General features: G+C 40.5%; 23 protein-coding genes. 15 read left to right on the forward strand and 8 right to left on the reverse strand.

Annotated elements, in window-relative coordinates:
* Positions 1-12 precede the first annotated feature (12 nt).
* Positions 13-417, forward strand: a complete 405-nt coding sequence (locus H5187_RS06855) for a DUF2802 domain-containing protein (RefSeq protein WP_145239332.1) — start codon at positions 13-15, stop codon at positions 415-417.
* A 13-nt stretch (positions 418-430) separates the two neighbouring features.
* On the opposite strand, the gene H5187_RS06860 is transcribed toward H5187_RS06855, so the two are convergent.
* Both H5187_RS06860 and H5187_RS24585 read right to left on the reverse strand, forming a co-directional pair.
* On the reverse strand, positions 431-739 hold the full coding sequence (locus H5187_RS06860) for an EscU/YscU/HrcU family type III secretion system export apparatus switch protein (RefSeq protein WP_145239329.1): 309 nt from the start codon (positions 737-739) through the stop codon (positions 431-433).
* Between the two features lie 3 nt (positions 740-742).
* The gene (locus tag H5187_RS24585) at positions 743-3,409 is read right to left on the reverse strand and encodes a flagellar hook-length control protein FliK (RefSeq protein WP_259399173.1); all 2,667 of its coding nucleotides are present in this window, start codon (positions 3,407-3,409) and stop codon (positions 743-745) included.
* A 102-nt stretch (positions 3,410-3,511) separates the two neighbouring features.
* On the opposite strand from H5187_RS24585, the gene ccmA reads away from it, so the two are divergent.
* The 10 genes from ccmA to H5187_RS06915 are packed head-to-tail and all read left to right on the forward strand — an operon-like array spanning position 3,512 to position 11,275.
* Positions 3,512-4,132, forward strand: coding sequence for a cytochrome c biogenesis heme-transporting ATPase CcmA (gene ccmA / locus H5187_RS06870; protein WP_149981467.1), 621 nt, complete (start codon positions 3,512-3,514; stop codon positions 4,130-4,132).
* Positions 4,132-4,818 carry a heme exporter protein CcmB gene (ccmB, locus tag H5187_RS06875; RefSeq protein ID WP_182718172.1) on the forward strand — a complete coding sequence of 229 codons (687 nt, stop codon included), beginning with the start codon at positions 4,132-4,134 and terminating at the stop codon, positions 4,816-4,818. The genes ccmA and ccmB overlap by 1 nt, the downstream gene beginning before the upstream one ends.
* 1 nt (position 4,819) lies before the next feature.
* Positions 4,820-5,557, forward strand: a complete 738-nt coding sequence (locus tag H5187_RS06880) for a heme ABC transporter permease (RefSeq protein WP_149981466.1) — start codon at positions 4,820-4,822, stop codon at positions 5,555-5,557.
* Between the two features lie 2 nt (positions 5,558-5,559).
* Entirely contained in the window at positions 5,560-5,763 is a 204-nt protein-coding gene (gene ccmD / locus H5187_RS06885; RefSeq protein WP_182739670.1) for a heme exporter protein CcmD, read from the forward strand.
* Positions 5,760-6,239 carry a cytochrome c maturation protein CcmE gene (ccmE, locus tag H5187_RS06890; RefSeq protein ID WP_149981464.1) on the forward strand — a complete coding sequence of 160 codons (480 nt, stop codon included), beginning with the start codon at positions 5,760-5,762 and terminating at the stop codon, positions 6,237-6,239. Before ccmD ends, ccmE begins: the two co-directional genes overlap by 4 nt.
* A gap of 1 nt (position 6,240) precedes the next feature.
* Positions 6,241-8,208 (forward strand): heme lyase CcmF/NrfE family subunit, encoded by a 1,968-nt coding sequence (locus H5187_RS06895; protein WP_182783756.1) that lies wholly within the window; start codon positions 6,241-6,243, stop codon positions 8,206-8,208.
* Entirely contained in the window at positions 8,205-8,777 is a 573-nt protein-coding gene (locus tag H5187_RS06900) for a DsbE family thiol:disulfide interchange protein (RefSeq protein ID WP_182718169.1), read from the forward strand. Before H5187_RS06895 ends, H5187_RS06900 begins: the two co-directional genes overlap by 4 nt.
* Positions 8,774-9,235 carry a cytochrome c-type biogenesis protein gene (locus H5187_RS06905; RefSeq protein WP_182739671.1) on the forward strand — a complete coding sequence of 154 codons (462 nt, stop codon included), beginning with the start codon at positions 8,774-8,776 and terminating at the stop codon, positions 9,233-9,235. The genes H5187_RS06900 and H5187_RS06905 overlap by 4 nt, the downstream gene beginning before the upstream one ends.
* Positions 9,236-10,534, forward strand: a complete 1,299-nt coding sequence (gene ccmI, locus H5187_RS06910) for a c-type cytochrome biogenesis protein CcmI (RefSeq protein WP_182761086.1) — start codon at positions 9,236-9,238, stop codon at positions 10,532-10,534.
* A gap of 9 nt (positions 10,535-10,543) precedes the next feature.
* Positions 10,544-11,275, forward strand: a complete 732-nt coding sequence (locus tag H5187_RS06915; protein ID WP_182718166.1) for a VacJ family lipoprotein — start codon at positions 10,544-10,546, stop codon at positions 11,273-11,275.
* Between the two features lie 67 nt (positions 11,276-11,342).
* Here H5187_RS06915 and H5187_RS06920 read toward each other — a convergent pair whose 3' ends face one another.
* Positions 11,343-12,566 carry an EAL and HDOD domain-containing protein gene (locus tag H5187_RS06920; protein ID WP_182718219.1) on the reverse strand — a complete coding sequence of 408 codons (1,224 nt, stop codon included), beginning with the start codon at positions 12,564-12,566 and terminating at the stop codon, positions 11,343-11,345.
* Positions 12,567-12,944: 378 nt separating this feature from the next.
* On the opposite strand from H5187_RS06920, the gene putP reads away from it, so the two are divergent.
* Positions 12,945-14,456: a sodium/proline symporter PutP gene (gene putP / locus H5187_RS06925; protein ID WP_149981458.1), complete on the forward strand. Its 1,512-nt coding sequence runs from the start codon at positions 12,945-12,947 to the stop codon at positions 14,454-14,456.
* A 70-nt stretch (positions 14,457-14,526) separates the two neighbouring features.
* On the opposite strand, the gene H5187_RS06930 is transcribed toward putP, so the two are convergent.
* Positions 14,527-14,841 carry a YebG family protein gene (locus H5187_RS06930; RefSeq protein WP_182718165.1) on the reverse strand — a complete coding sequence of 105 codons (315 nt, stop codon included), beginning with the start codon at positions 14,839-14,841 and terminating at the stop codon, positions 14,527-14,529.
* Between the two features lie 261 nt (positions 14,842-15,102).
* Between H5187_RS06930 and H5187_RS06935 the strand changes: the two genes are divergently transcribed.
* Entirely contained in the window at positions 15,103-15,399 is a 297-nt protein-coding gene (locus H5187_RS06935; RefSeq protein ID WP_182718164.1) for a ComEA family DNA-binding protein, read from the forward strand.
* A gap of 16 nt (positions 15,400-15,415) precedes the next feature.
* Here the strand turns inward: H5187_RS06935 and H5187_RS06940 are convergent, their stop codons facing one another.
* The 3 genes from H5187_RS06940 to nhaB form a co-directional block, all read right to left on the reverse strand.
* Positions 15,416-15,718: a DUF6170 family protein gene (locus H5187_RS06940; RefSeq protein ID WP_182718163.1), complete on the reverse strand. Its 303-nt coding sequence runs from the start codon at positions 15,716-15,718 to the stop codon at positions 15,416-15,418.
* Complete coding sequence (dsbB, locus tag H5187_RS06945; RefSeq protein ID WP_182739673.1) at positions 15,718-16,230, reverse strand: disulfide bond formation protein DsbB; 513 nt, start codon at positions 16,228-16,230, stop codon at positions 15,718-15,720. The genes H5187_RS06940 and dsbB overlap by 1 nt, the downstream gene beginning before the upstream one ends.
* 164 nt (positions 16,231-16,394) lie before the next feature.
* The gene (gene nhaB / locus H5187_RS06950; protein ID WP_182718161.1) at positions 16,395-17,978 is read right to left on the reverse strand and encodes a sodium/proton antiporter NhaB; all 1,584 of its coding nucleotides are present in this window, start codon (positions 17,976-17,978) and stop codon (positions 16,395-16,397) included.
* Positions 17,979-18,411: 433 nt separating this feature from the next.
* Between nhaB and fadR the strand changes: the two genes are divergently transcribed.
* The gene (gene fadR / locus H5187_RS06955; protein ID WP_149981452.1) at positions 18,412-19,125 is read left to right on the forward strand and encodes a fatty acid metabolism transcriptional regulator FadR; all 714 of its coding nucleotides are present in this window, start codon (positions 18,412-18,414) and stop codon (positions 19,123-19,125) included.
* A 270-nt stretch (positions 19,126-19,395) separates the two neighbouring features.
* Positions 19,396-20,001, forward strand: a complete 606-nt coding sequence (locus tag H5187_RS06960; RefSeq protein ID WP_145239274.1) for a peroxiredoxin C — start codon at positions 19,396-19,398, stop codon at positions 19,999-20,001.
* A 66-nt stretch (positions 20,002-20,067) separates the two neighbouring features.
* Here H5187_RS06960 and H5187_RS06965 read toward each other — a convergent pair whose 3' ends face one another.
* The gene (locus H5187_RS06965) at positions 20,068-22,662 is read right to left on the reverse strand and encodes a TonB-dependent receptor (protein ID WP_182719321.1); all 2,595 of its coding nucleotides are present in this window, start codon (positions 22,660-22,662) and stop codon (positions 20,068-20,070) included.
* Positions 22,663-22,732: the final 70 nt, after the last annotated feature.

Here is a 22,732-nt window from a genome sequence, read left to right on the forward strand (position 1 = left end):
TACGGAAAAACTATGTTGTTATACTCGTTGCTTGGAGTCTCAATTGTACTGGTGTTAGTATGCTTGGGACTAATTTTTATTAATAATAATAAGTACGCTGCAGCATTAAAAAGCAAAATACTGCAACTGCAAGAAACTCAACAACAGCTCAGTATTTTACGCAGTGAAGTCGCAGAAATGCGCACCGGTATGCTAAGTATTGGTAAGCGATTAGTCGCTGTAGAGCAGCGAAATCAAGAGTTAGCGCAATTACAAGATGCGCAAAAATATGACGATCCTGATGCGAAAATTTATTCTCGAGCAGTGAAAATGGTTGAACTAGGTGCCGATATTGAAGAGATCATACGAGAGTGTGAACTTCCGCGTGCCGAAGCAGAACTATTAATGTCGTTACATCATCAAAAGGGCGCTAATTAGCGCCTTTTACTTTTTACGCCTGAATATTTAACTTGCCTTGAAAGTCTTGCCAGCCTGGTGGGAATTTACCCCGCAGTACATATGAAAAAGCAATCAGTTCGGCAATCACATAATACAGTTCTCTTGGGATCTCTTCGCCAAGCTCTAAATGCGATAACGTTTTAGCCAATGCTTCATCTTTGTGGATCAAAATTCCTTTTTCTTCTGCAGCTTTAATGATCTCTTCTGCGAGCTCACCAAACCCTTTACTACTGACTGTAGGAGTACGACCGGCTTCGTAAACTAAACCAATTGCAGACTTATGTTTTGGTATCTCACTCATGGCTTAAACCTTAATATTAATAATGGCATGGGATTGATAAAAAGCTTGGTGTTGCGGCGCACCTTGGCTTAGCTTCATTTCACCAACTTGTAGGCCATGAGCTGTTAATTTATGACGCAAACTCTCAAGGTGCGGATGAGCCATTGCGGTGATATCTTGGCTTGAGGCAAGTAATTGACAATCGAGTGCTTTATCCATTAATTCAGCGGTGATCTGTAATTGGCCAAGCTCAGCGTAATCAAAATTAAGTCGCACAAACCAAACATTTTTAGCTTCGAGTTTATTTTGGCTTGGTTTTTTATATTGTCCTAATGAAATTTCTGTTTGTGCGGTTTCCGGTGGCAGTCGCATCGGCAGTAAAAATTGTACTAACGGATTATTATCAGGCTGCTGATTGATGGGGGTGCTGTTAATTTGGCTAATTGCAGTTTTTATTTGGCTCAGCTCAGCCGCTAAGGCTTGTGATTGTGGCTGTAGTAATTGTTCTTGCAGTTTCTGTGGGTTAGTTGCTTTAAAGTTAGGCACTAATATTTGTAATAAAGCATCAAGTGAGCTTTGACTGTTAAAATTCAACGCACTGATATTTGCTAAGCTTGGAGCCGCTAAAATCGCCACTGCCAAATGCTCAATAGATTGGCTAAAACTATTTTGCAGGGCACTAGTGGTTAAGCTTTCTGGACGCAAAACACTGAGTATTTCTCGTTGAATGGTTAACGGTTGCAACGATTGGCTGTCAATCATGCGGCTAAAAGCTTGATTGACTAGCCGATTTAAATCGACATTATTACTTACTTTGGTCGCTGCTAGTTTATTAATTTGTGAAGCGATATGCTGTTTATCGTAGTTTGCTGCTGATTTAAAATTAGGTAGCGGCTTTTCGATAGGCGTTTTTAAAAGTGGTGCCAATAATTTGGCTTCCAGTGGCAAGCTAATCTGGCTGGCTGGCAAAGCGCTGGTTATCGGTCCTTTTAATAGTGCTTCTATATGTAAGTGAGTACTTGCTTTTAGGTTGTCGTTGTTTAGCTGTGCTGTTAGAGATGCTACTTTGGTATCTACTCCTGCAGCAAAAGGTGGAGTTGTTTTTAATTTTTGCTGAGCATCGGCTATAACTGTTTTGGCGACAGCGCTATTATCACTGACATTGACAGTTGTACTATTGGTTTTGCTGGGTAGAACTTGTTCGGGACTGTGTGCTAGCGCTTTAGCGATAGGTTCTTTGTTTAGCTGAGCAGGTTGAGCATTAATATCAGATGCTGCTTGTTTTGGATTAACAGTAACCTGCGGTGTTTTATTTTGCGCTACTGTAGTTTGCTCGCTGGATTGAATCGCGGCAGCTAGTTTATTTAATTGTTTGTAGTTATCGGTATCTTTGCTCAGTGGCGCCGCAGTAGTACTGTTATTTTTAACCGCATTAGGCTCTGTAATACTTGCTAAACCGGCTTTTAATCGCTGAAATAACTGTACCAGGGGAGGCGATTGATGATAATGCTTTGGCAGCGCGGTACCTTGGCTAATATCTGTCAGTAATGGTTGGGTGTTGCTTGTCGCCATTGCCACAAGGTTTATTTGCCTGAGTGATTTGGGTAGTAAGGTTTGTGCAGTTTGATCTGTTGGTGTTAGTGATTGTGCTACAGCTGATTTATTGCTGACTTGACTAAATGGTTTGCTTTCAAAATAGCGTACAGCGTCACTGATCCGGGTTTTTAAGTCAGCAAAACTGTCTTGCAACCACGAGCTTATTGGGCTGCTGCTGACCAATAAGGGGCTGCTAGGTGCGACACTTGTTTGGGTATTAAACTGGCCTGGTACATGGCTTTTTTGTAGCAATGAATTAAAAGTATGGGCTAATGAATTTTTTAACTGCAGAGCTATTTTTGGTAGCTGCGTTTTTATTATTAATTGTTCATTAAGCGCATTTAATTGTACTTTTTGAATTACCCCACCAGGCTGAGTTGAGTGTATGCTGTGATTATTTAACGGCTGCTGCAGTGCGAGCTTAATATTGCCATTATAATTATTAAAGCTCAGTATTGCGGTATTTTTATCTAGCTGTAGCTGCCCATTTGGTACCAGTTTACTAAGCCAAAGAGCAAGTTTTGCTTGGCTGATTGGCTGCTGGTGAAGTGTATCAGCAAAGCGATTAACAACACTTAAGGTAAAATTATTGCGGTTCGGGGTAATTATTGCTTTTAGATCTTGCTCATTGTGCAGTAGTTGGGCGACTTCTTTATTGATAGGAATACTGGCGTGTAACTGATTTAACAGTAATTTTGCAGCAGGCTGTAAAATAATTTGCAACGACAAAGGTTTATTCTCGACCTGAACACCACTGTTAATTAAATTTAAAACACTTTGCAGTTGGTTTGTTTGACGCAAGCTGATCTCAGCTTGCTTTGGTAAAATAGTGAGTTGTTTACCATCATTACTGAGTTGAATATCGGCACTGGCAATTTTTTGAGTGTTTGTTTCAGTGCCAGTTGTAGCTAAGCGTAATGTTTGCCAATGCTTATCAACATAGACTTCCATCTGCACAGAGCCTTTGGCGAACACGATGTTTTTAGCGCTGAGTGTTTGCTCGCTGAAAACAGGTAATTGCTGTGCAACGCCATTGTGCGACGAATGACTGACAGGAAGCGAATTCGCTAATGTTATCTGTGTAGGTTTGTTCATTATTTTAAATCAAGTTTTTGTTAATCGGTGCAAAGCATTATTCGTATTACCCTATCATTATGCTAGACTAACGCCTAATTTTGGGTATAGAGAATCATCATCTTGTTACACATTAAGTCCGTCACCTGCATCAAGCAAGAACGTTGTTTGTTTGCGGATCTTAATTTCAGCTTGAAATCAGGCCAAATCATGCAATTAGCAGGCCCAAATGGGGCTGGTAAAACATCCTTGCTGCGTATAATTGCGGGTTTTTCTGCGCCCGATGAAGGACAAGTTATGTGGCAAGGTGAATCAATTGCTAAAAATTATGATGAATTTGCCCGGCAATTGTTATTTATCGGCCATAAAACAGGGGTGAATAGCCAACTTAGTGCGATTGAAAACCTGCGATTTTGGTTACAGATTCAAGGTTACGACACTGAGCAAGATCTTTACTCATTATTAGCTAAGATTGGCTTAGTTGGTCTTGAAGATGTACCTGTGCGTACTCTATCTGCTGGTCAACAACGTCGTGTTGCGTTGATCAGACTTTGGCTTAATGATGCGAAGTTATGGGTGCTGGATGAGCCATTTACAGCCTTAGATAAAGCCGGTATCGCATTTTTGCAGCAACGCTTTTTAGCTCACCTAGCACAAGGTGGGGCGATTTTATTAACCACCCACCAAGACTTAACGACCCACTTTAATGAGTTGCAAACCGTTACTCTGGAGTACCGACACTGATGTTACGCCAGCATTCATATTGGCAGCTATTTAGTGCCGTTTGTAAAAAAGATTTACGGCTGGCATTTCGCCAGCGTGCTGAAATCGTAAACCCCATTTTGTTCTTCTTAATTGTTATTACATTATTTCCGTTAGCAATTGGTCCTGAGCCCGGTCTACTTAGCCGTATGGCACCCGGTATTATCTGGGTCGCTGCGTTACTTTCAACCATGTTAGGCTTAGATAAACTATTTCGTGATGACTATCATGATGGTAGTTTAGAGCAATTGATTGCTTCATCGTACCCGTTACCGTTAACGGTGCTTGGCAAAGTCGTTGCCCATTGGATTATTACAGGCTTGCCGTTGGTGTTGATGACGCCGCTGTTCGCCTTGTTATTAAATTTAGACAATCAAGCATTGATTGCAACTGTGCTTACCTTGCTATTGGGTACGCCATTACTTAGTTTTATCGGCGCTATTGGCGCTGGGCTTACAGTGGGATTACAAAAAGGCGGCATTTTGATGAGTTTATTGGTCTTGCCTTTATATATCCCCGTATTAATTTTTGCAACGTCTGCTATCGATACCAGCACAATGTCGCTGGATTATAGTGGTCAGCTTGCCATCCTTGGTGCGATGCTTGTCATTGCAATTATCAGCGCACCAATCGCCATATCGTCAGCATTGAAAGTGAGTGTAAGTTAATATGTGGAAGTGGTTACATCCCTACGCTAAAGCAGATCGTGCATATCAATTATGCAATACGTTACTGCCTTATTTTGCCGTGATAACGGTTGTCTTTATGATTATTGGTTGGGTCTGGGGGTTAGCCTATGCACCAGCTGACTATCAACAAAAAGACAGTTATCGCATTATTTTCATTCATGTACCGTCAGCTATTTTGTCGATGGGGGCTTATTCATCAATGGCTATTGCGGCAGTGATCGCTTTGGTATGGCAACTTCGTAATGCCGAGTTGGCGGTGATTGCCATCGCACCTGTTGGCGCATGTGTAACTGCAATTGCACTTATTACTGGCGCCGCTTGGGGTAAACCTATGTGGGGTGCCTGGTGGGTATGGGATGCACGACTTACGTCTGAGCTCATTCTATTATTTCTATATTTGGGGGTATTGTCTTTATATCATGCCTTTGAAGATAAAAAAGCAGCAGGTCGAGCTGCATCTATTTTAGCTATTGTGGGGGTAATTAACCTACCCATTATTCACTTTTCGGTTGAGTGGTGGAACACCTTGCATCAAGGTGCCACTATTACCAAGTTTGATACGAAAGCCATTGATTCAAGTATGTTTTGGCCATTAATGGTAAATATAGTCGCATTTGCTGGTTTTGTTGGCATGGTGACTTTGATGCGTCTTAAAAATGAAATTTTACAACGTGAAAAGCATCGCCCTTGGGTGCGTCAGTTGTTAAATAGGGGCTAGTTATGCAGTTTGATTCTTTTTCTGATTTTATTGCCATGGGCGGTTACGGCTTTTACGTGTGGCTTTCTTTTGGTTCATGTGCACTGATTTTATTAGGTATTTTAGTAAGCTCTTTTAATGATACTAAGCGCATTATGGCTTCTGTGCAGCAACAAGCTGAACGAGAGGCTCGCATTAAACACGCTCAACAGGAGAATCAAGCATGAACCCAAGACGTAAGAAACGTTTGCTTGGCGTCGTCGCTATTGTATTCGGTATTGGTGCCGCCATCGGTTTAGTATTGTATGCGCTGCAAGAAAATATTAACTTATTTTATACTCCAAGTGAGTTAATTGAAGGAAAAGGCCCGAATAAAGAAAAGCCGCACATTGGTCAAAAGTTGCGTATTGGCGGTATGGTGGTCCCAGGATCAGTTATTCGAGATGAAACCAGCCTACAAGTAAGCTTTACCTTGATTGATACAGGCCCTTTAGTAACGATCAAATACCAAGGTATTTTGCCTGACTTATTTCGCGAGGGGCAAGGGATTGTTGCTCAAGGTGTGTTGATTGAACCTAATGTAATAGAAGCGTTTGAAGTATTGGCTAAGCATGATGAAGAATACATGCCTGCTGAAGTTGCGGAAGCGGTGAAGGGGATCAAACACGAAAAACCTAAATATAACTTAGAAAGTGGCAATTAAGATGATCCCAGAACTCGGTTATTTTTCCCTAACACTGGCCATGGTGCTGAGTGTTTTATTGTGTATTTTTCCTCTATGGGGCGCACATACTGGTAATTTACGGTTAATGCGTGCAGCTCCTTCATTAGCTGTTGGCCAATTTGTATTTGTATTAATGTCATTCGCTGCCTTAATTTATGCCAGTTTAACCGATGATTTTACCGTCGCGTACGTGGCTTATCATTCTAGCAGTACCTTGCCTTGGTATTATAAAATCACTTCAACCTGGGGTGGGCACGAAGGTGCTATTTTATTGTGGCTAGTAATGCAAGCCGGTTGGACTGCAGTAGTAGCACTGCGCTCTAATTCACTGCCTTGGATACTGCGTGCTCGTGTATTAGGTGTGTTAGGCTTTTTAGGTGTTGGCTTTATGCTTTACACCCTGTGGATGTCAAATCCATTTGAATTATTACTGCCGTATTTTCCTGTCGAAGGGCGCGACCTTAATCCACTATTACAAGATCCAGGGATGATCATCCATCCACCTTTATTATATATGGGTTATGTTGGTCTATCGGTTTCTTTTGCATTCGCAATTGCAGCGTTATTAACAGGTAAACTTGATAATACGTGGGCTAAGTGGTCACGTCCTTGGACAATGACTGCGTGGGGTTTTTTAACACTAGGTATTACTATTGGAAGCTGGTGGGCATATTCCGAGCTTGGCTGGGGTGGCTGGTGGTTTTGGGATCCCGTTGAAAACGCATCGCTTATGCCTTGGTTAGTAGCTACTGCATTATTGCACTCATTATCGGCAACCGAAAAACGCGGTGTATTTAAATCATGGACCGTATTACTTGCGATTGCTGCATTTTCATTGAGTTTACTGGGCACCTTTATTGTTCGCTCTGGCATTATTGTGTCAGTGCATGCGTTTGCTACCGATCCTGATCGTGGCTTATTTATCTTAGCGTTTTTAGCGATAGTGGTTGGTGGTGCGTTAACGTTATATGCATTTAGGGTATCGCAAGTACGCAGCGAAGGTCGTTACAAACTGGTATCACGTGAAGTGGCGTTATGGCTCAATAATATATTTTTAGTGGTTGCTACATTTATTGTGTTACTGGGTACTTTACTACCTATGGTTCATAAAGAAATGGGCTTAGGCAGTATTTCAATTGGCGAACCATTCTTTAATAAAATGTTTGCCATTATTTTAGTGCCGTTTGCCATCTTAATGGGCATTGGCCCTCTGTTACGTTGGAAGCAAAATAAGTGGTCTTTTTTACAAAATAAACTCCTTGTATCAGCGTTAATGAGCATAGTGATCAGTGCTGCTTGGTTATATTCAAGTTATGCCAGCGTAGCGCCTTTAACTTTATTGGCGACCACGCTTGCGATATGGATTGTGATCACCACCGGTGTTGATTTATATGTTAAAGCTACTGTGCAAACTAACTTTAGCCAAGGTCTTAAAAGGTTAGGACTTAGTTATTGGGCTATGGTACTAGGGCATGTTGGTATTGCCTTTGTTATCGCAGGTGTCACTTTAACTTCGGCGTATTCGGTTGAACGTGATGTTTCGATGAAGCCGGGCGAAATCGTACAGTTAAATCAATATCAGTATCGTTTTGAAGGGGTATACACTATTCGTGGTGCAAACTACAGTGGTCATGCTGGAGAAGTGAGCGTCCTGAAAAATGATAAACTAGTCACTGTACTGCATGCTGAAAAGCGCCGTTACGATATTGGTATGCAATTTATGACTGAGGCTGCAATTGATGCTGGCTTTACCCGTGATTTATACCTTGCTCTGGGTGAGCAATTAAATAACGGCGGTTGGTCATTGCGCATCTATCACAAGCCATTTGTACGTTGGATGTGGATTGGTGGTGTATTGATCTCACTTGCCGGTTTTATGATTTTAGGTGACAAACGTTACCGTACTAGCAAGAAAAAAACCGATAAGTCACAGGAGAAACTGGTATGAACCGCAAGTTGTTAGCGCTGATACCTCTGCTGGCATTTGTTTTAGTGTGCGTGTTTTTATTTCAAGGTTTGTTTTCAAACCCAAGAGAAATTCAAACCGGTCGGTTAGGTCAGCCAATGCCAGCCTTTGATTTACCTGATTTAATGCAGGATTCAAAGCGTTGGCAAGATAGCCAATTAAAAGGCGATGTATATCTACTCAATGTATGGGGCACTTGGTGTCCTACCTGTTTAGCTGAATTAGATTATTTAACCCAATTGCGAGAGCAAGGCGTTAAAATTATCGGGCTTTACTATGTACAAAGTTATGATGCTGACTTTGATGGTGAATTTGATATGCCAGCGCTACGTGAAGAAGTGACGTCAATGTTAAGTCGTGCCGGTGATCCGTATCAGTTTAATATTCTTGACTTACACCGTACTCTTTCGCTTGATTTAGGTGTGTCAGGTGCACCTGAAACATTTTTAGTGGATAGCAAAGGCACCATTTTATTGCACCATACTGGCGATATAAACCCACGAGTTTGGCGTGCTAAATTTGCTCCCTTGATGCAGGAATTACAGCCATGAAATATTTTTTAATTGCTTTAATGATACTAGCCAGTGGCATAGCTATGGCAGAGCAAGATCGTTACCAATTTGATAACAACGAACAAGCGCAACGCTTTACTGAGTTAACTAAAGAATTACGTTGCCCTAAATGTCAAAATCAAAATATCGCAGATTCAGATGCTGTGGTTGCGAAAGATTTGCGCGAAAAAGTATTGGCGTTAGTCAAAGAAGGCAAATCGAAAGACGATGTGATTGAATATATGATTGACCGCTATGGCTATTTTGTTCACTACGATCCGCCAGTAACGCCAGCAACATTAGTGCTATGGGTATTACCTATTTTGATAGTGGTATTTGGCTTTGGCTTTATTATTTTTCGTCAACGTAAGGCTGCGGTTAAGCAAACATGGAGTGAGCAAGATGAGGCGTTATTAGCCAAGCTCATTGCGAAAAATGAACGTCAGGAGCAGATTTAAATGATACTAATGTGGGTTTCTTTTGCATTATTAACCTTATTAGCTGTGACGTTTGTGGCATTGCCGTTTTTGAGTAAAGAGCGGGTACAAAGTCTCACTTACAATGCTAATTCAGAGCTTATTGCCATCTACCATCAGCGCCTTGGCGAGCTGGCAAATGATTTAGCAAATCAACGTATTGACCAAGTTAACCATGATGAGTCTGTGATTGAGCTCAAACGTCGTTTACTAAATGAGTTATCGCCTGAAAAATCACTGATGAGCAGAGGCAATAACCGTATTTTTGCATTAACAGGCAGTGCATTTTTAATCGCTTTTACCGCTGTATTTTATACCGCAACTGGTTCACAACAACAGTTGCAGAACTGGCACAGCGCCATGGATAATTTAGCAGTTTATGGTGAACGAGCCGTGATGCAACAAGGCGAACCTTTAACCCAAAATGAATTACAAGCGTTTGCGTTAGGGCTACGCACTAAACTTGCGCAAAGTGGTGATGATCAAGTGGCTTGGATGCTACTCGGTCGTGTTGCAATGTCATTGAATGAATACGACATGGCGCAACAGTCATTTGATAAAGTGCTACGCATGGATCCTGACAACATGCCTGTGCTGATCAGTTACAGCCAAGTACTATTACTTGAAGGCAGTGATGTAAATATGACGCGCGCTGCGGGTATGCTCTCTAAAGTGCTCAAAGACGATCCAACTAACCTTGATGCTATTTCATTGTTAGCGTTAATTGCTTATGAGCGTCATGATTGGTTGCAAGCAAAAGCAGCATTCGAAGTGCTTTTAAAGAGTATGGATGAGCAAGATACTCGCTATGACATGATTGCTCAGCGAATTACTGAAATTGAACAAAATATTACAGCTGAAAACACACAACTAGCACCTGCATTGCAACCACAAGCTGAGCAGGGCAGTGGCGAGGATAATAACGCAGCTAAAATGAGTGCTATCAAAGTTACCGTTAATCTTGCGCCACAGCTTGCGGACAAGCTTCCAATCCAAGGTACCTTATTCGTATTTGCAAAAGCTGCCAATGGTCCGCCAATGCCGCTCGCAGTGGTAAAATTAACAGATTATAGTTTTCCAATTGAAGTACAGTTAAGTGATAGTAATGCTATGGTCGCAGGGTTAACGCTTTCAAGCGTTGATAAAATTATTTTAACTGCACGCATTTCAAAGGATGCATCAGTAATGCCTTCAACGGGTGAGTTGGAAGGGCGTTCAGATGTGTTAGAACGTAGCCAAACCAAGGCTTACGATTTACTTATCAATGAATTAATACCTTAAGGATAAAAGATGTTAAGACAGAGTTTAGTTTTGTTTGGGCTATTGGTGCTAGCAGGATGCGCGCAAGTGCCTGACGAAAAAATAGATGAGCGAGATCCACTACAATCATTTAACCGTCCAATGTATGATTTTAATATGGATGTACTTGATGCTTATGTTCTGCGCCCTGTTGCGGTAGGGTATGTGGCCGTAACACCAACACCGGTGCGCCGTAGTATCGTCAATTTTACTGGCAACATTAGTGCACCAACTGATGTAGTTAATGCCACGCTACAAGGTAAAGCGGGTAACGCAGGCGTGAGCTTAGCGCGGTTTTTAGTTAATTCAACTGTGGGTATTTTTGGCTTATTTGATGTTGCGACATCGCTTGGTTTGAATATTGTCGATGAAGACTTTGGTCAAACTCTGGGGGTATGGGGAATAGGCGACGGTGCTTATTTAATGCTACCGGGAATGGGACCGTCAACAGCGCGTAACCTAACGGGTGCAGTGGTTGATGGCTATGTGTTACCAAAAATTGCCTTAACCACGCCACAAACTGTATTGGTGTTTGCGTTAAAGGCTGTAGAAGCTCGGGCTTCTTTAATACCACAAGAAAGCTTATTGAATGAGTCACTCGATCCGTATATTTTTATGAAAGACATTTACTTTCAACGTCAGTTATATGAGTTGTATGATGGTAATCCACCGGTTGAAAAAGAGCCCGACGATTTTGATGAAGACTTTTTAGAAAGCCTTTAATGTGTATTTTCAGGTTAAATAAAAATGCCAGCGTCTAAGCTGGCATTGTTATTTACGGTATTATTTATTATCCTGCCAGCACTTTCATTTGTTCATTAGCCCAGTTAACGGCATCATGATACGCATCTGGCACTTTACCAGCGCCAAGACCAAGCTCATCTTTAATCGCGTTTGCACCTTGCCAATTGGCTTGTTCGTATAATTTTACTAAGCGCAGATATTGTGCCAGTAAACCTTGATCCTCTAATAATGCTAACTTTATGTCGTTGGATAATGGTAGCTTTTTCATCACGCTTTGCATATCTTCATCTAATATGGCATCCATTAATGACATCATACCGGTTAAAAAAGCCATGCCCGTATCTTTGAGTTTATTATGGTTTATAGCTAGCAACTCAGTAAAGCGTGCTCTGGTTAACGATAAGCGTATTAACTCTGCGGGTTTATCACCAGCAACTTGAGCTGCAAACAACAAGGATAAAAACTTTTTAATTTCTGCTGCACCTAGCACAATTAGTGCTTGTTTGATGGTGCTGATCTCAGCTCTGCGCTTAAATGCCGCTGAATTACTATAACGTAATAATTTATAAGAGAGGTTTACATCTCGCTCAAATACGTCGGTAATTTTCTTTAAATTGACTTCAACAGTGGATGTCTCATAAAGCAGCTCGGCAAGAGCTATCTCTGATGGCGGCAAGGTTTTACTTTGCACCATTTCTGGTTTGGAAAAGAAAAACCCCTGAAAGTAAGTAAAGCCAAGATCTAATGCTAATTGATACTTTTCGTAGGTTTCTACCTTTTCTGCTAATAATTTTATATGCGGATAAGGTTTAATTTCTTCGATTATGGTGTGGATAGTGTCAACGTCACAATTGATAAAATCTATTTTAATAATATCAATAAAAGGATAAAAATGACGCCATACAGGCTGGTGAATATAATCATCCAGCGCGAGCGTATAACCTTTTTGTTTTAAGTCTTTGACGATCGCGAGCAAGCGTTTCCCAGGTTGAATTGTTTCGAGTATTTCTACAACAATCTGATCTTTACCAAGCAGAGTTGGGTAGCCTTTTTGTAATGTTTCAAGCGTAAAGTTGATATACGCTGGTTTATTATCGGTGAGATCTTCTAAACCAAAATTGAATTGACTACCTTCAATTAGCCGAGTGGTTGCCTCGTCACCATCAATATCAGGGAATACATTATCAACGCCATCACGAAAGAGTAGCTCATACCCTACAAGTTGTTTGTTTCGATCTAAAATTGGTTGGCGTGCAGCATAAAAATACATAAACAGCGGGTCCACATCAGTTAAGCGATTACTTGGGCAATATAAGATAAAACAGCATAAATAGCATTAATTATATTTAGAATATCAATGCTATAGTATTAATTAATTGATACATCATCGATCTAATCCTAAGGTAATTAAGTATTAATTACCATGTTCTGTAGTTAAATAATTAACCATCAGATAAAAACAACTCCACCTTATATCATTACTTGGCTACCTCAGTAAGTGGAGTTATTCACCCTTTGCGTGATATAGTCAAGTTCTAGGTTGGTTTTTACACCAATAATGACTTTATATAGTATTGATTTATGAGTCATTATTAGGATTGAAAGCCAGGTTTTAACTTCAGAGTTGGAGGCGAGTTTGGAAACTGGAATGATTATTTCTTTAGCTGCGTATTTTATCGTAATGCTAGGTATTGGCTTGTACGCTTATAAGCAGTCTACCGCCGATGTGTCGGGTTATATGTTGGGTGGCAGAAGTTTATCACCAGCTGTAGCTGCACTATCTGCAGGTGCATCGGACATGAGTGGTTGGCTACTTATGGGTTTACCCGGTGCTATGTATCTATTTGGCTTAAGTAAAGTTTGGATTGCGATAGGTTTAGTACTTGGTGCTTGGGCAAACTACTTTTTAGTCGCGCCAAGGCTACGTGTCTATACTGAAAAAGCGAATGACTCGATTACCATCCCAGATTACTTTGCTAATCGTTTTGCTGATAATAAAAATATATTACGAGTCATCTCGGCAATCGTGATCATCGTTTTCTTTACACTTTATACTTCTTCAGGCGTTGTCGCTGGCGGTAAATTATTCGAAAACTCATTTCAGATGAGTTACGAAACAGGGCTTTATGTGACAACCGGAGTCGTCGTACTCTATACATTGTTTGGTGGTTTCTTAGCTGTTAGTTTGACTGACTTTGTGCAAGGTTGCATTATGTTTGTCTCGCTACTTGCTGTACCTATTGTTACTTATACGATGCTAGACCAGCCAGTGTTAGACACACTTGCTAATGCCAGCTATGACTTGCTGTTAAGCGCTCCGAAAGAGAGCGAAGTCCACTCGCTTAATATGTTAGATTGGTTTGCTGGTGGTTCAACTATCGCTATTATTTCTGCAATGGCATGGGGCTTAGGTTATTTTGGTCAACCGCATATCATAGTACGTTTTATGTCAGTACGGTCAGTGAAAGATATGCCAACTATGCGTCGTATTGGTATGTCGTGGATGACTTTATCAGCGATTGGTGCAGTGTTAACTGGACTATTTGGTGCCGCTTACATGATCGAAAATCAAATGCTGATTGACGATAAAGAAACGATATTCTTAGTATTATCTGAATTGGTTTTCCATCCACTTATTGCCGGCTTTTTACTTGCTGCTATTTTAGCTGCGATTATGAGTACTATTTCATCTCAGTTATTGGTTTGTTCAAGCTCTTTGACTGAAGACTTCTATAAAATTTATTTAAACCGTGATGCATCACAAACCGAGCTGGTTTTAGTTGGGCGAATTAGTGTACTACTCGTTGCATTATTTGCTATTTATTTGGCTTATGATCGCGATAGTTCTATTTTAGATTTAGTAAGTAATGCATGGGCTGGTTTTGGGGCTGCGTTTGGCCCGTTAGTATTACTTAGCTTGTATTGGAAGCGAATGAATCTACAAGGTGCGATCAGTGGCATGGTTGTGGGTGCAGGGACAGTGTTGATCTGGATATACGCGCCAATCACTATAAATGGTGAGAGCCTCAGCAGTATCATTTATGAAATTATACCGGGCTTTATACTTGCAACAATTGCAATCATTACAGTGAGCTTATCAACAGCGCCACCAAATAAAGAGATCACCGAATTATTTGATGAAGTTGAACGAGGGCTATAACGGGTAGTAATTTTTATAACTAAAAAAGGGCAATTAATTGCCCTTTTTTAGTAAGTTAACTTGTAATTTTTTAGCTTGCTTCTTTATCTGCGCTGGCTTTAATCGACGCTACATTTTCTTTTTTTACTTTCGCCGTAGGTGTTTTCTGTATTGCCTCTTTGCCGCCTTTAAGTACATTCATAAAGTCGTCTTTACTTTTAGCAATCTCAAGTGCGAGCGATTCGATTTGTTGTTCGCTTAGTGGCACATCAACTTTCTCAAGCATAACCTCAAGCGACTCTGCTATATCAAGCATTTTGTCATACGCGTCAGCTTCTTTTTTAGTAGTAAACGTCATACGCTCGACTCCGTTTCTCTCTACAACATATTTAACAACAACAGCCATGATTTCTCCTGCCAATTTGCTTGGTGAATAACAAGTTCACCTTGATTGATTACTGTTTTTATGTACAGTAATTGTTTATTGGTCTTTTTGCAAGTGAACATTTTTATTTTTTACTACTAGGATTTGACAAAGAGGTACAACTTTACTTTATTTAAATAGTCGCACTTTTTTAGTATGACTTTATTTGGAGGTAGTCCAAAAGTGAAGGCATTAAAATCAACTATTAATTGAGTCCACGTATGGATATCATGGAGGAGAAACATGAAGTTTTTAACTTTAATAGTGGTAGTGCTTGGCTTAGCTATTTCATTGCCTAGTAGCGCAGCTGTAACTAAAACAGAGACTGCTGAAAGTATGAAGAAAGTTCAGTTAGTCAATGTGAATCAAGCAACAGTCGAACAGCTTACTCAGCTGCCGGGTATTGGTAAATCAAAAGCGCAAGCGATAATTGATTTCCGTACCAAGCAAGGCAAGTTTAAGTCTGTTGCAGATTTAGCGCAGGTGAAAGGTATTGGCGAAAAATTAGTCGCTAAATTGGATGGCAAAGTTACATTCTAAAAATCAGCAGGGCGAATTATTCGCCCTGCTCAAATTGCTTAATAGCGTGCCTTAAATAGCGTTTAGAGAATTGAATTTCGACTGGAGTGGTTAACAACGGGTAGCTTAACCCGGCCAGAAGTAAAGCTGGAAGTAACAACCAACCTTCAACATACGCTAATGATAGAAATACTGGGATCAATAAAACCAGCTTTATAATACGCAAACTGATTTTTTGCATTGGAGTTAACATACTCACTGCAATCGCAATTATTTGCTGACGTTGACGTATTTTAAACGATTTTAATTGCGTTACTTGACTTGAAAATAATGCCATCATCACAGCGACTTTTTAATTATTAAACGACTTGCTACAACGGCCATTAGTATCAGAGTAAATGCGGCAAAAATGATCTCCATCCACGCCGGCATACTTAGCCCTGCAAATTGCCAATCGATGTTGCCACAGTCACCTGTTGCAGCAAAAAAATGTGGCATCCATTCGTGCAATGGTAATGGGAAATTAGGTTCGAATTCACAGCTAAACGCAAAAGGATCGGTGGTAGTTTGCATATCGATATGTTCGCGTGCAATTAAATAACCCCAAATACTGGCAACTGCCCATGCAGAAAATGCTGTTAGACGGCATATTACATTCGTGGGTTTAATTGCACCGAGTAACCCTGCGGCTAATAACCCCAGCATGGCAGTACGTTGGTAAATACACATAATGCATGGCTCTAAGCCCATTTGATATTGAAAAAACAATGCGATTACTTCAAAAATAAAAGCACTAAAAGCGAGCAGTAACCAAGCACTGCGCTGTTGGGCTAAATTTGCTAACCAAGTCATAAAATATCCAATCTATAATTTGTAGATGAATTATGACTTAGTCATTAAACTAGGCGCAAGGATAAATATGATTTGTAACAATAAAAAAGCTGCCGAAGCAGCTTTGTTTTTTACTCTTTAACCTAAATATGGGTTAAGGGATTTACTGTCCAGAGTTTGGATATTTAATGCCCTGAACTTCCTATACTTTGTAAGCTTGCGCTGTGGTGTTCAATCCAACCCCATTGATAGAGTAAATCAGTTACCTCACTAAGCCCTAGATATGTAGAGCTTAAACCAACAACCGTAAGTACAATGGTATAGGGAAGTGCCATATAAACCATACGCCCGTAAGATAAACGTAATACGGGAGCAAGTGTTGATGTTAGTAAGAATAAAAATGCAGCTTGTCCATTCGGTGTGGCTACACTTGGTAAGTTAGTACCAGTATTAATTGCTACTGCTAATAAATCAAATTGGTCGCGACTAATTTGTCCTGCTTTTAAAGCCGCCGCTACTTCGTTGATGTAAACAGTGCCAACAAACACATTATCACTGACCATCGAGAGTAGGCCATTAGCGACAAAAAACATAACTAACTGTAATTGCCCTTCAAATGTCAGTACCCAAGTTATTACAGGAGTAAATAAGTGTTGATCAATAATTACTGCAACGATTGAGAAAAATACACATAACAGTGCAGTAAACGGCAATGCTTCTTCAAACGCTTTTCCTAGTTGGTGTTCTTCGATTATACCAGCGGACGCAGTTGCAAAAATAATGACGGATAAGCCAATTAAGCCAACCGTGGCAAGGTGTAAAGCTAATGCAATGATCAACCATACAGCAATAAATGACTGAAACATCAGATTAACTTTATCGCGTTTAGTGCGTTTGTTATCGAGCTCTTTTGCGTGATCAGCAAGTATTTGATGAATCGGTTCTGGTAACTTTGCGCCATAACCGAAGGTTTTTGTTTTTTCGAGTAATATTGTAGTAACAATACCAGCGATGAATACAGGCATAGTAACAGGCAACATACGCAAGAAAAACTCCCCAAATTGCCAGCTTGCTCGTTCTGCAATAATAAGATTTTGTGGTTCACCCACCATAGTACAGACTCCACCAAGCGCGGTACCAATCGAAGCATGCATTAATAAGTTACGTAAAAAAGCTCGAAATTCTTCAAGTTCCTGACGATTAACTGGGCGTACTTGGTTATCATCGTTAATGTCATGTTCACTAGTGGAGTCTTTCCCTGAGGCGACTTTATGGTAAATACTGTAAAAGCCCATAGCGACAGCTATGACCACCGCCATTACTGTAAGTGCGTCTAAAAAAGCAGAAAGAAATGCTGCAGAAATAGTAAATGCTAAGGAAAGTACAGTTTTGCTGCGAACTGATACCACCAAGCGGGTGAAAATATAGAGTAATAAATCTTTCATAAAGTAGATACCTGCGACCATAAAGATCAACAGTAAGATTACATCTACATTTTGAACAATTTCATGCTCTACTTGCCCGGCAGTTGTCATGCCTATAAACAGTGCTTCAATTGCAAGTAAACCACCTGGTTGCAGTGGATAACATTTCAGCGCCATCGCGAGAGTAAAAATAAACTCTAAAACTAATGCCCAACCAGCCATATAGGGATTGATATGAAATAACACAGGGTTAATAGCTAAAAAAGCAATAATTGTGTATTTATACCACTGTGGGGCAGAGCCTAAAAAATTCTTAAAAATTGCATTGAAAACACTCTGTTGCATAGGTGTTCCTTATTATTGTACATTTAAGTATAACTGTTGTTGGTTAAGTTAATTCAGTCTAGCCGTGGTGTAAACAAAAAAGCTATAAACAACATCACGTACCTTTTATCCATTTAATATGCCGCGCTATATTAAGTGTAGCTGAAATAGCGAAATGGGTATTTTTATTCAGTCCGTATAGTGTGCATAATGACGTTAAATGTCTATTACTCTTTGTGGTCAATCCCTTCAATTTAGTATAAAAGAAAGCGACACTGAAAGAGTGATAAATTAGCCTGTATCCATTTTAAAAACGTGGCGAGAGTAGAGGCTTAAGCCTGTCGTCGTGGGTGAATTAATGAAGTGACTTTACTTGTTAGTTTGGCTTCATCTGGTACAATCAGTCAGTTAATCGTTTAAAGTAATGTTATGTGGTAACTCAAGTGGGAATTGAATGAGAATTTTTAAAGCGAAAAGCCCAGCAGGGTTTGCCGAAGAGTACATTGTTGAGTCAATTTGGAATGGTGATTTTCCACCAGGTTCTATTCTTCCCGCTGAGCGAGAGTTATCAGAATTAATCGGTGTTACTCGTACAACCTTACGTGAAGTACTGCAGCGTTTAGCGCGTGATGGTTGGTTAACAATCCAACACGGTAAACCGACTCGAGTAAATAACTTTTGGGAAACCTCAGGACTTAATATTTTAGAGACCTTAGCGCGTCTTGATGAAGATAAAATGCCCGAGTTAACCGACCAGTTACTTTCTGCGCGTACTAATATTAGCGCTATCTATACTCGCGCTGCCATTAAACTAGCACCTGATCGCGTGATAGAAATTCTTTCAAAAAGTGATGAACTTGAAGATAGTGCACAAGCTTTCGCTGATTATGATTATAAAGTACATCATGAGTTGGCTGTTGCAGGTAATAACCGTATTTATGTACTTATTCTTAATGGTTTTAAGGGTTTTTACTCTAAAATTGGCTGTCATTACTTTTCAGATCCAGGCACGCGTCAGTTAGCGCGTCAATTCTATAAAGATTTAACCATACTTGCTGAGAAACGCGAACATGACGGCGCAATTTCAATGATGCGGAAATATGGTCATCAAACAGGTGAGATCTGGCAAAAAATCCGTGGTGATATGCCGGAAAATATCATGGATTAACTCTGCATTTACTGTGTAGTTATATCTATAAGGAGCCTGCATATGCAGGTTTTTTTTCGCTGTTATTAATGACAAACAGCGAGTGATACACTGCGTTCGTATTTTTCGATGAGTGACATCGGAAAATACGATTGTTCTTTTAAGTCTTTAGTCTCTAAAATATTCTGATAATTATGCATGCTAGCCCTTGGTATTTATTTTTTAGATCCCATATTAAAGGCAAGCATTGCGTAAGCAATTAAAAGCAAACTCAAATATTTGGAGAATAAAATGGGTGTATTAGTAGGCCGCCAGGCACCAGACTTTACCGCTGCAGCAGTACTAGGTAACGGCGAGATCGTAGATAGCTACAATCTTCACGAAACAATCAAAGGTAAAAAAGCAGTCATCTTCTTTTACCCATTAGATTTCACTTTCGTATGTCCTTCTGAACTAATTGCTTTTGACAAGCGTTATGAAGAATTCCAAAAGCGTGGCGTAGAAGTAATTGGTGTTTCAATCGATTCACAATTCTCACACAACGCATGGCGTAACACTGCTGTTGCAGACGGCGGTATCGGTGCAGTTAAATACGCACTAGTTGCAGATGTTAAGCACGAAATCTGTAAAGCATACGATGTTGAGCATCCAGAAGCGGGCGTTGCATTTCGTGGTTCATTCTTAATTGATGAAGAAGGTAATGTACGTCATCAAGTAGTAAATGACTTACCACTAGGTCGTAACATCGACGAAATGCTTCGTATGGTTGACGCTCTAGCGTTTCACACTGAGCACGGTGAAGTATGTCCAGCTGGTTGGACTGAAGGTAAAAAAGGTATGGATGCAAGCCCAGCAGGCGTTGCTAAGTTCCTTTCAGAAAACGAAAGCGACCTATAATTTAGGCCTTTGTTTTAGAATATGAAAAACCCGCCAATTTGGCGGGTTTTTTATTTAGGGTAGTCGCTAGAAAGCGAATGACACTTTGGTGTAGATATAACGTCCGCGAGGGTTGTGAACCGCGGAAGCATAACCGTATAAATCACCATCACCATCACCAATTGCAAATGGTGGCTCTTCATCAAATAGGTTATTTACGCCAATCGAGATCTTGGTCGATTCGGTAATACGATAAGCCGTTTGTAAATCAACTAAGACTTGTGAATCAACCATTCTTGACGTGTTGCTATCAAAATCGAGGGTGCCATCAAAATCAATATCAGGCGTATCTTCAAACTCACCCACATAGCTGATATTTACATTAGTATTGAATTCACCAAGCTCCCAATTAGTTGAGAACATCCAGCGGTGTTCAGGGTAACCATATTCACCAGTATAATCGCGACCGTCTTTTTCAAACTTGTCTTGATAGGACCATTCTAAGTTGAACTTAAGTAAACCAAGATCATCCAAGGAGTGATTATAATTTGCTGAGAAATCAACACCAGACACTTCCTGCGAAGAGACATTTTTAAAAGTGCTATGAATTTTTTGGATAACACCAAGGGTTTCGCTTCCGGCTGGGGCTAGGCGAACACAAATCGTACTGTTTTGGTTGTTACATTCTGCGTCATAAATTGGGCCGAATGCTTGTTCATCAATTTTGTTATCTTGAGTAATACTCCATACATCAATACTAAAGCCAAGTTCAGCCATAGGAGCCCAAATAAAACCAACGTTCCATGATTCAGATTCTTCAGCTTGTAAATCAGGGTTACCAGCAAATTGGATATTGTAATCAAGAGCTTTACAATCAAGACCTGTAGCACTACAGCGGTAATTATCAATAAAGAATTGACTTTTCTCTGATGGACCTAGACCTATTTGTGCTAGTGAAGGTGCTCTAAAACCTTGTGCCCAAGAGCCGCGAACAGTAATTTCATCAGTAGGTGCCCAGCGCAGCGCTACTTTAGGATTGGTTGTGGTACCAAAGTCACTGTAATCATCGTAACGACCTGCAAGTTGTAATTCTAAGCTATCAGCTAATGGGATTGAGAATTCAACATAGGCAGCGTATTGGTCCCGCTCAGCGGCAGCAGAAACGGACTCAGTACCAAAAATTAAACCTCGCTGAAATTGATCATCAGGGGTATCACTGACATCCTCTTCACGGTACTCAATACCAGCCGCCATCATCACGACATTGTCACCAAAACTAAACGCTTCGCCAGTGATGTTGGCATCAAAAGAGGTCATATGTGATTCACCACGACGAACTAGGCTGGTTGAAATACGTTCAATGACTGCAGGATCATTATAAGTGCCGCCAAATGGGTTGTAGTTGCCGGCATCTATTTCTTGCTGTAAAAAATCAGTTCTTACCCAGCCTTGAGTACGATCACCGGTTTGCATTGATTTACTACGGCCTTTTTGTACAGCGGCTTCCCAGCTCCAATCGCTAATTTCACCACGTAGACCGGCAACAAATCGCAAAGTGTCTGACTCAATATCCCATTGACGGGCACCCGCATCAACAGTTCTATAGTAGTTGATAATTACTTCTTGATTGAAAGGATTATTTGGATGATTCCCTGGGACTGTTAAACCTGCATCTTTATCTAATGGTGTTGGAGCACCTGCGGCAATTGAATTGTTGTGTTGAACAGCCATTTCCATAAAGGCAGTAATACCATTATCAAAGTTATATTCAAACTGAGAAATCGCGCCAACGCGTTCAGAAGCTGGGGCAATATAGCCATAGGGTCCATAATCAAACACACAACTATCGCTACCACTAATTTGATCTGCAGGACAACTTGGATCTGGAGTTTGGACGCCATTCACGCCAAATGTACCTGGAAAGCCACGAGATGAACGGAAATCTTCACCACCATTCGCGGTTTGATTAGCAGTGCCTAAGCGGCCCATTTCATCTGATGATAAAGAGGTGTTTTTAAAGTAATCGATGATCACAGACGCACTGCTTTTTTCGTTTGAGGTACCCCAAACTATGCTTGCTGAGGTTTCTTCATAGTTAGGGCCGTCAGTACCACCATAACCTAAATTAACTTCTAAACCATCGATGTCTTTTTTCAAAATAATATTCACCACACCTGCAACGGCATCGGAACCATAAATTGCAGAGGCACCATCTTTAAGAATATCAATACGTTCGATAGCAGAGACCGGAATACTGTTAATATCAACAAATGAGTTAGTGATACTCTCCGCAAATGCGCTTATAGCTACTCGACGGCCATTAATTAATACAAGTGTTGCATCAGCGCCTAAACCTCGTAGCGATACCGCTGCAGAGCCGTTAGCGGTCGAATCCTGATTATTACCGCGAGTAGAAAAAGTACCATTACCAGCAGCAGGCATTCTTTCCAGTAATTGTTGTAAGTTGTCATAGCCCATATTATCGATATCGGCGCGACTAATTGATTGTACTGGGGAAGGGCCTTCAATATCTGTTCGCTTTATTCTAGAACCCGTCACTTCAATACGTTCAACTTTTTTTGCTTCGTCCGCAGCAAATGATTGAGAAGTATAACCCGCTGTTGAAAGTGCAAGTGTTACACAAGCGATTAGCTTAGGTTTAAATGGGAGTATGTTCTTCATCCTTAAATCCTTGTTATAATGTTAATTTTATCTGGTCAAATGAACCACACACATCAATACCATGTAACAG

The organism is Pseudoalteromonas sp. SG44-1 (genome assembly GCF_014164315.1).
GTDB lineage: Bacteria > Pseudomonadota > Gammaproteobacteria > Enterobacterales > Alteromonadaceae > Pseudoalteromonas > Pseudoalteromonas rhizosphaerae.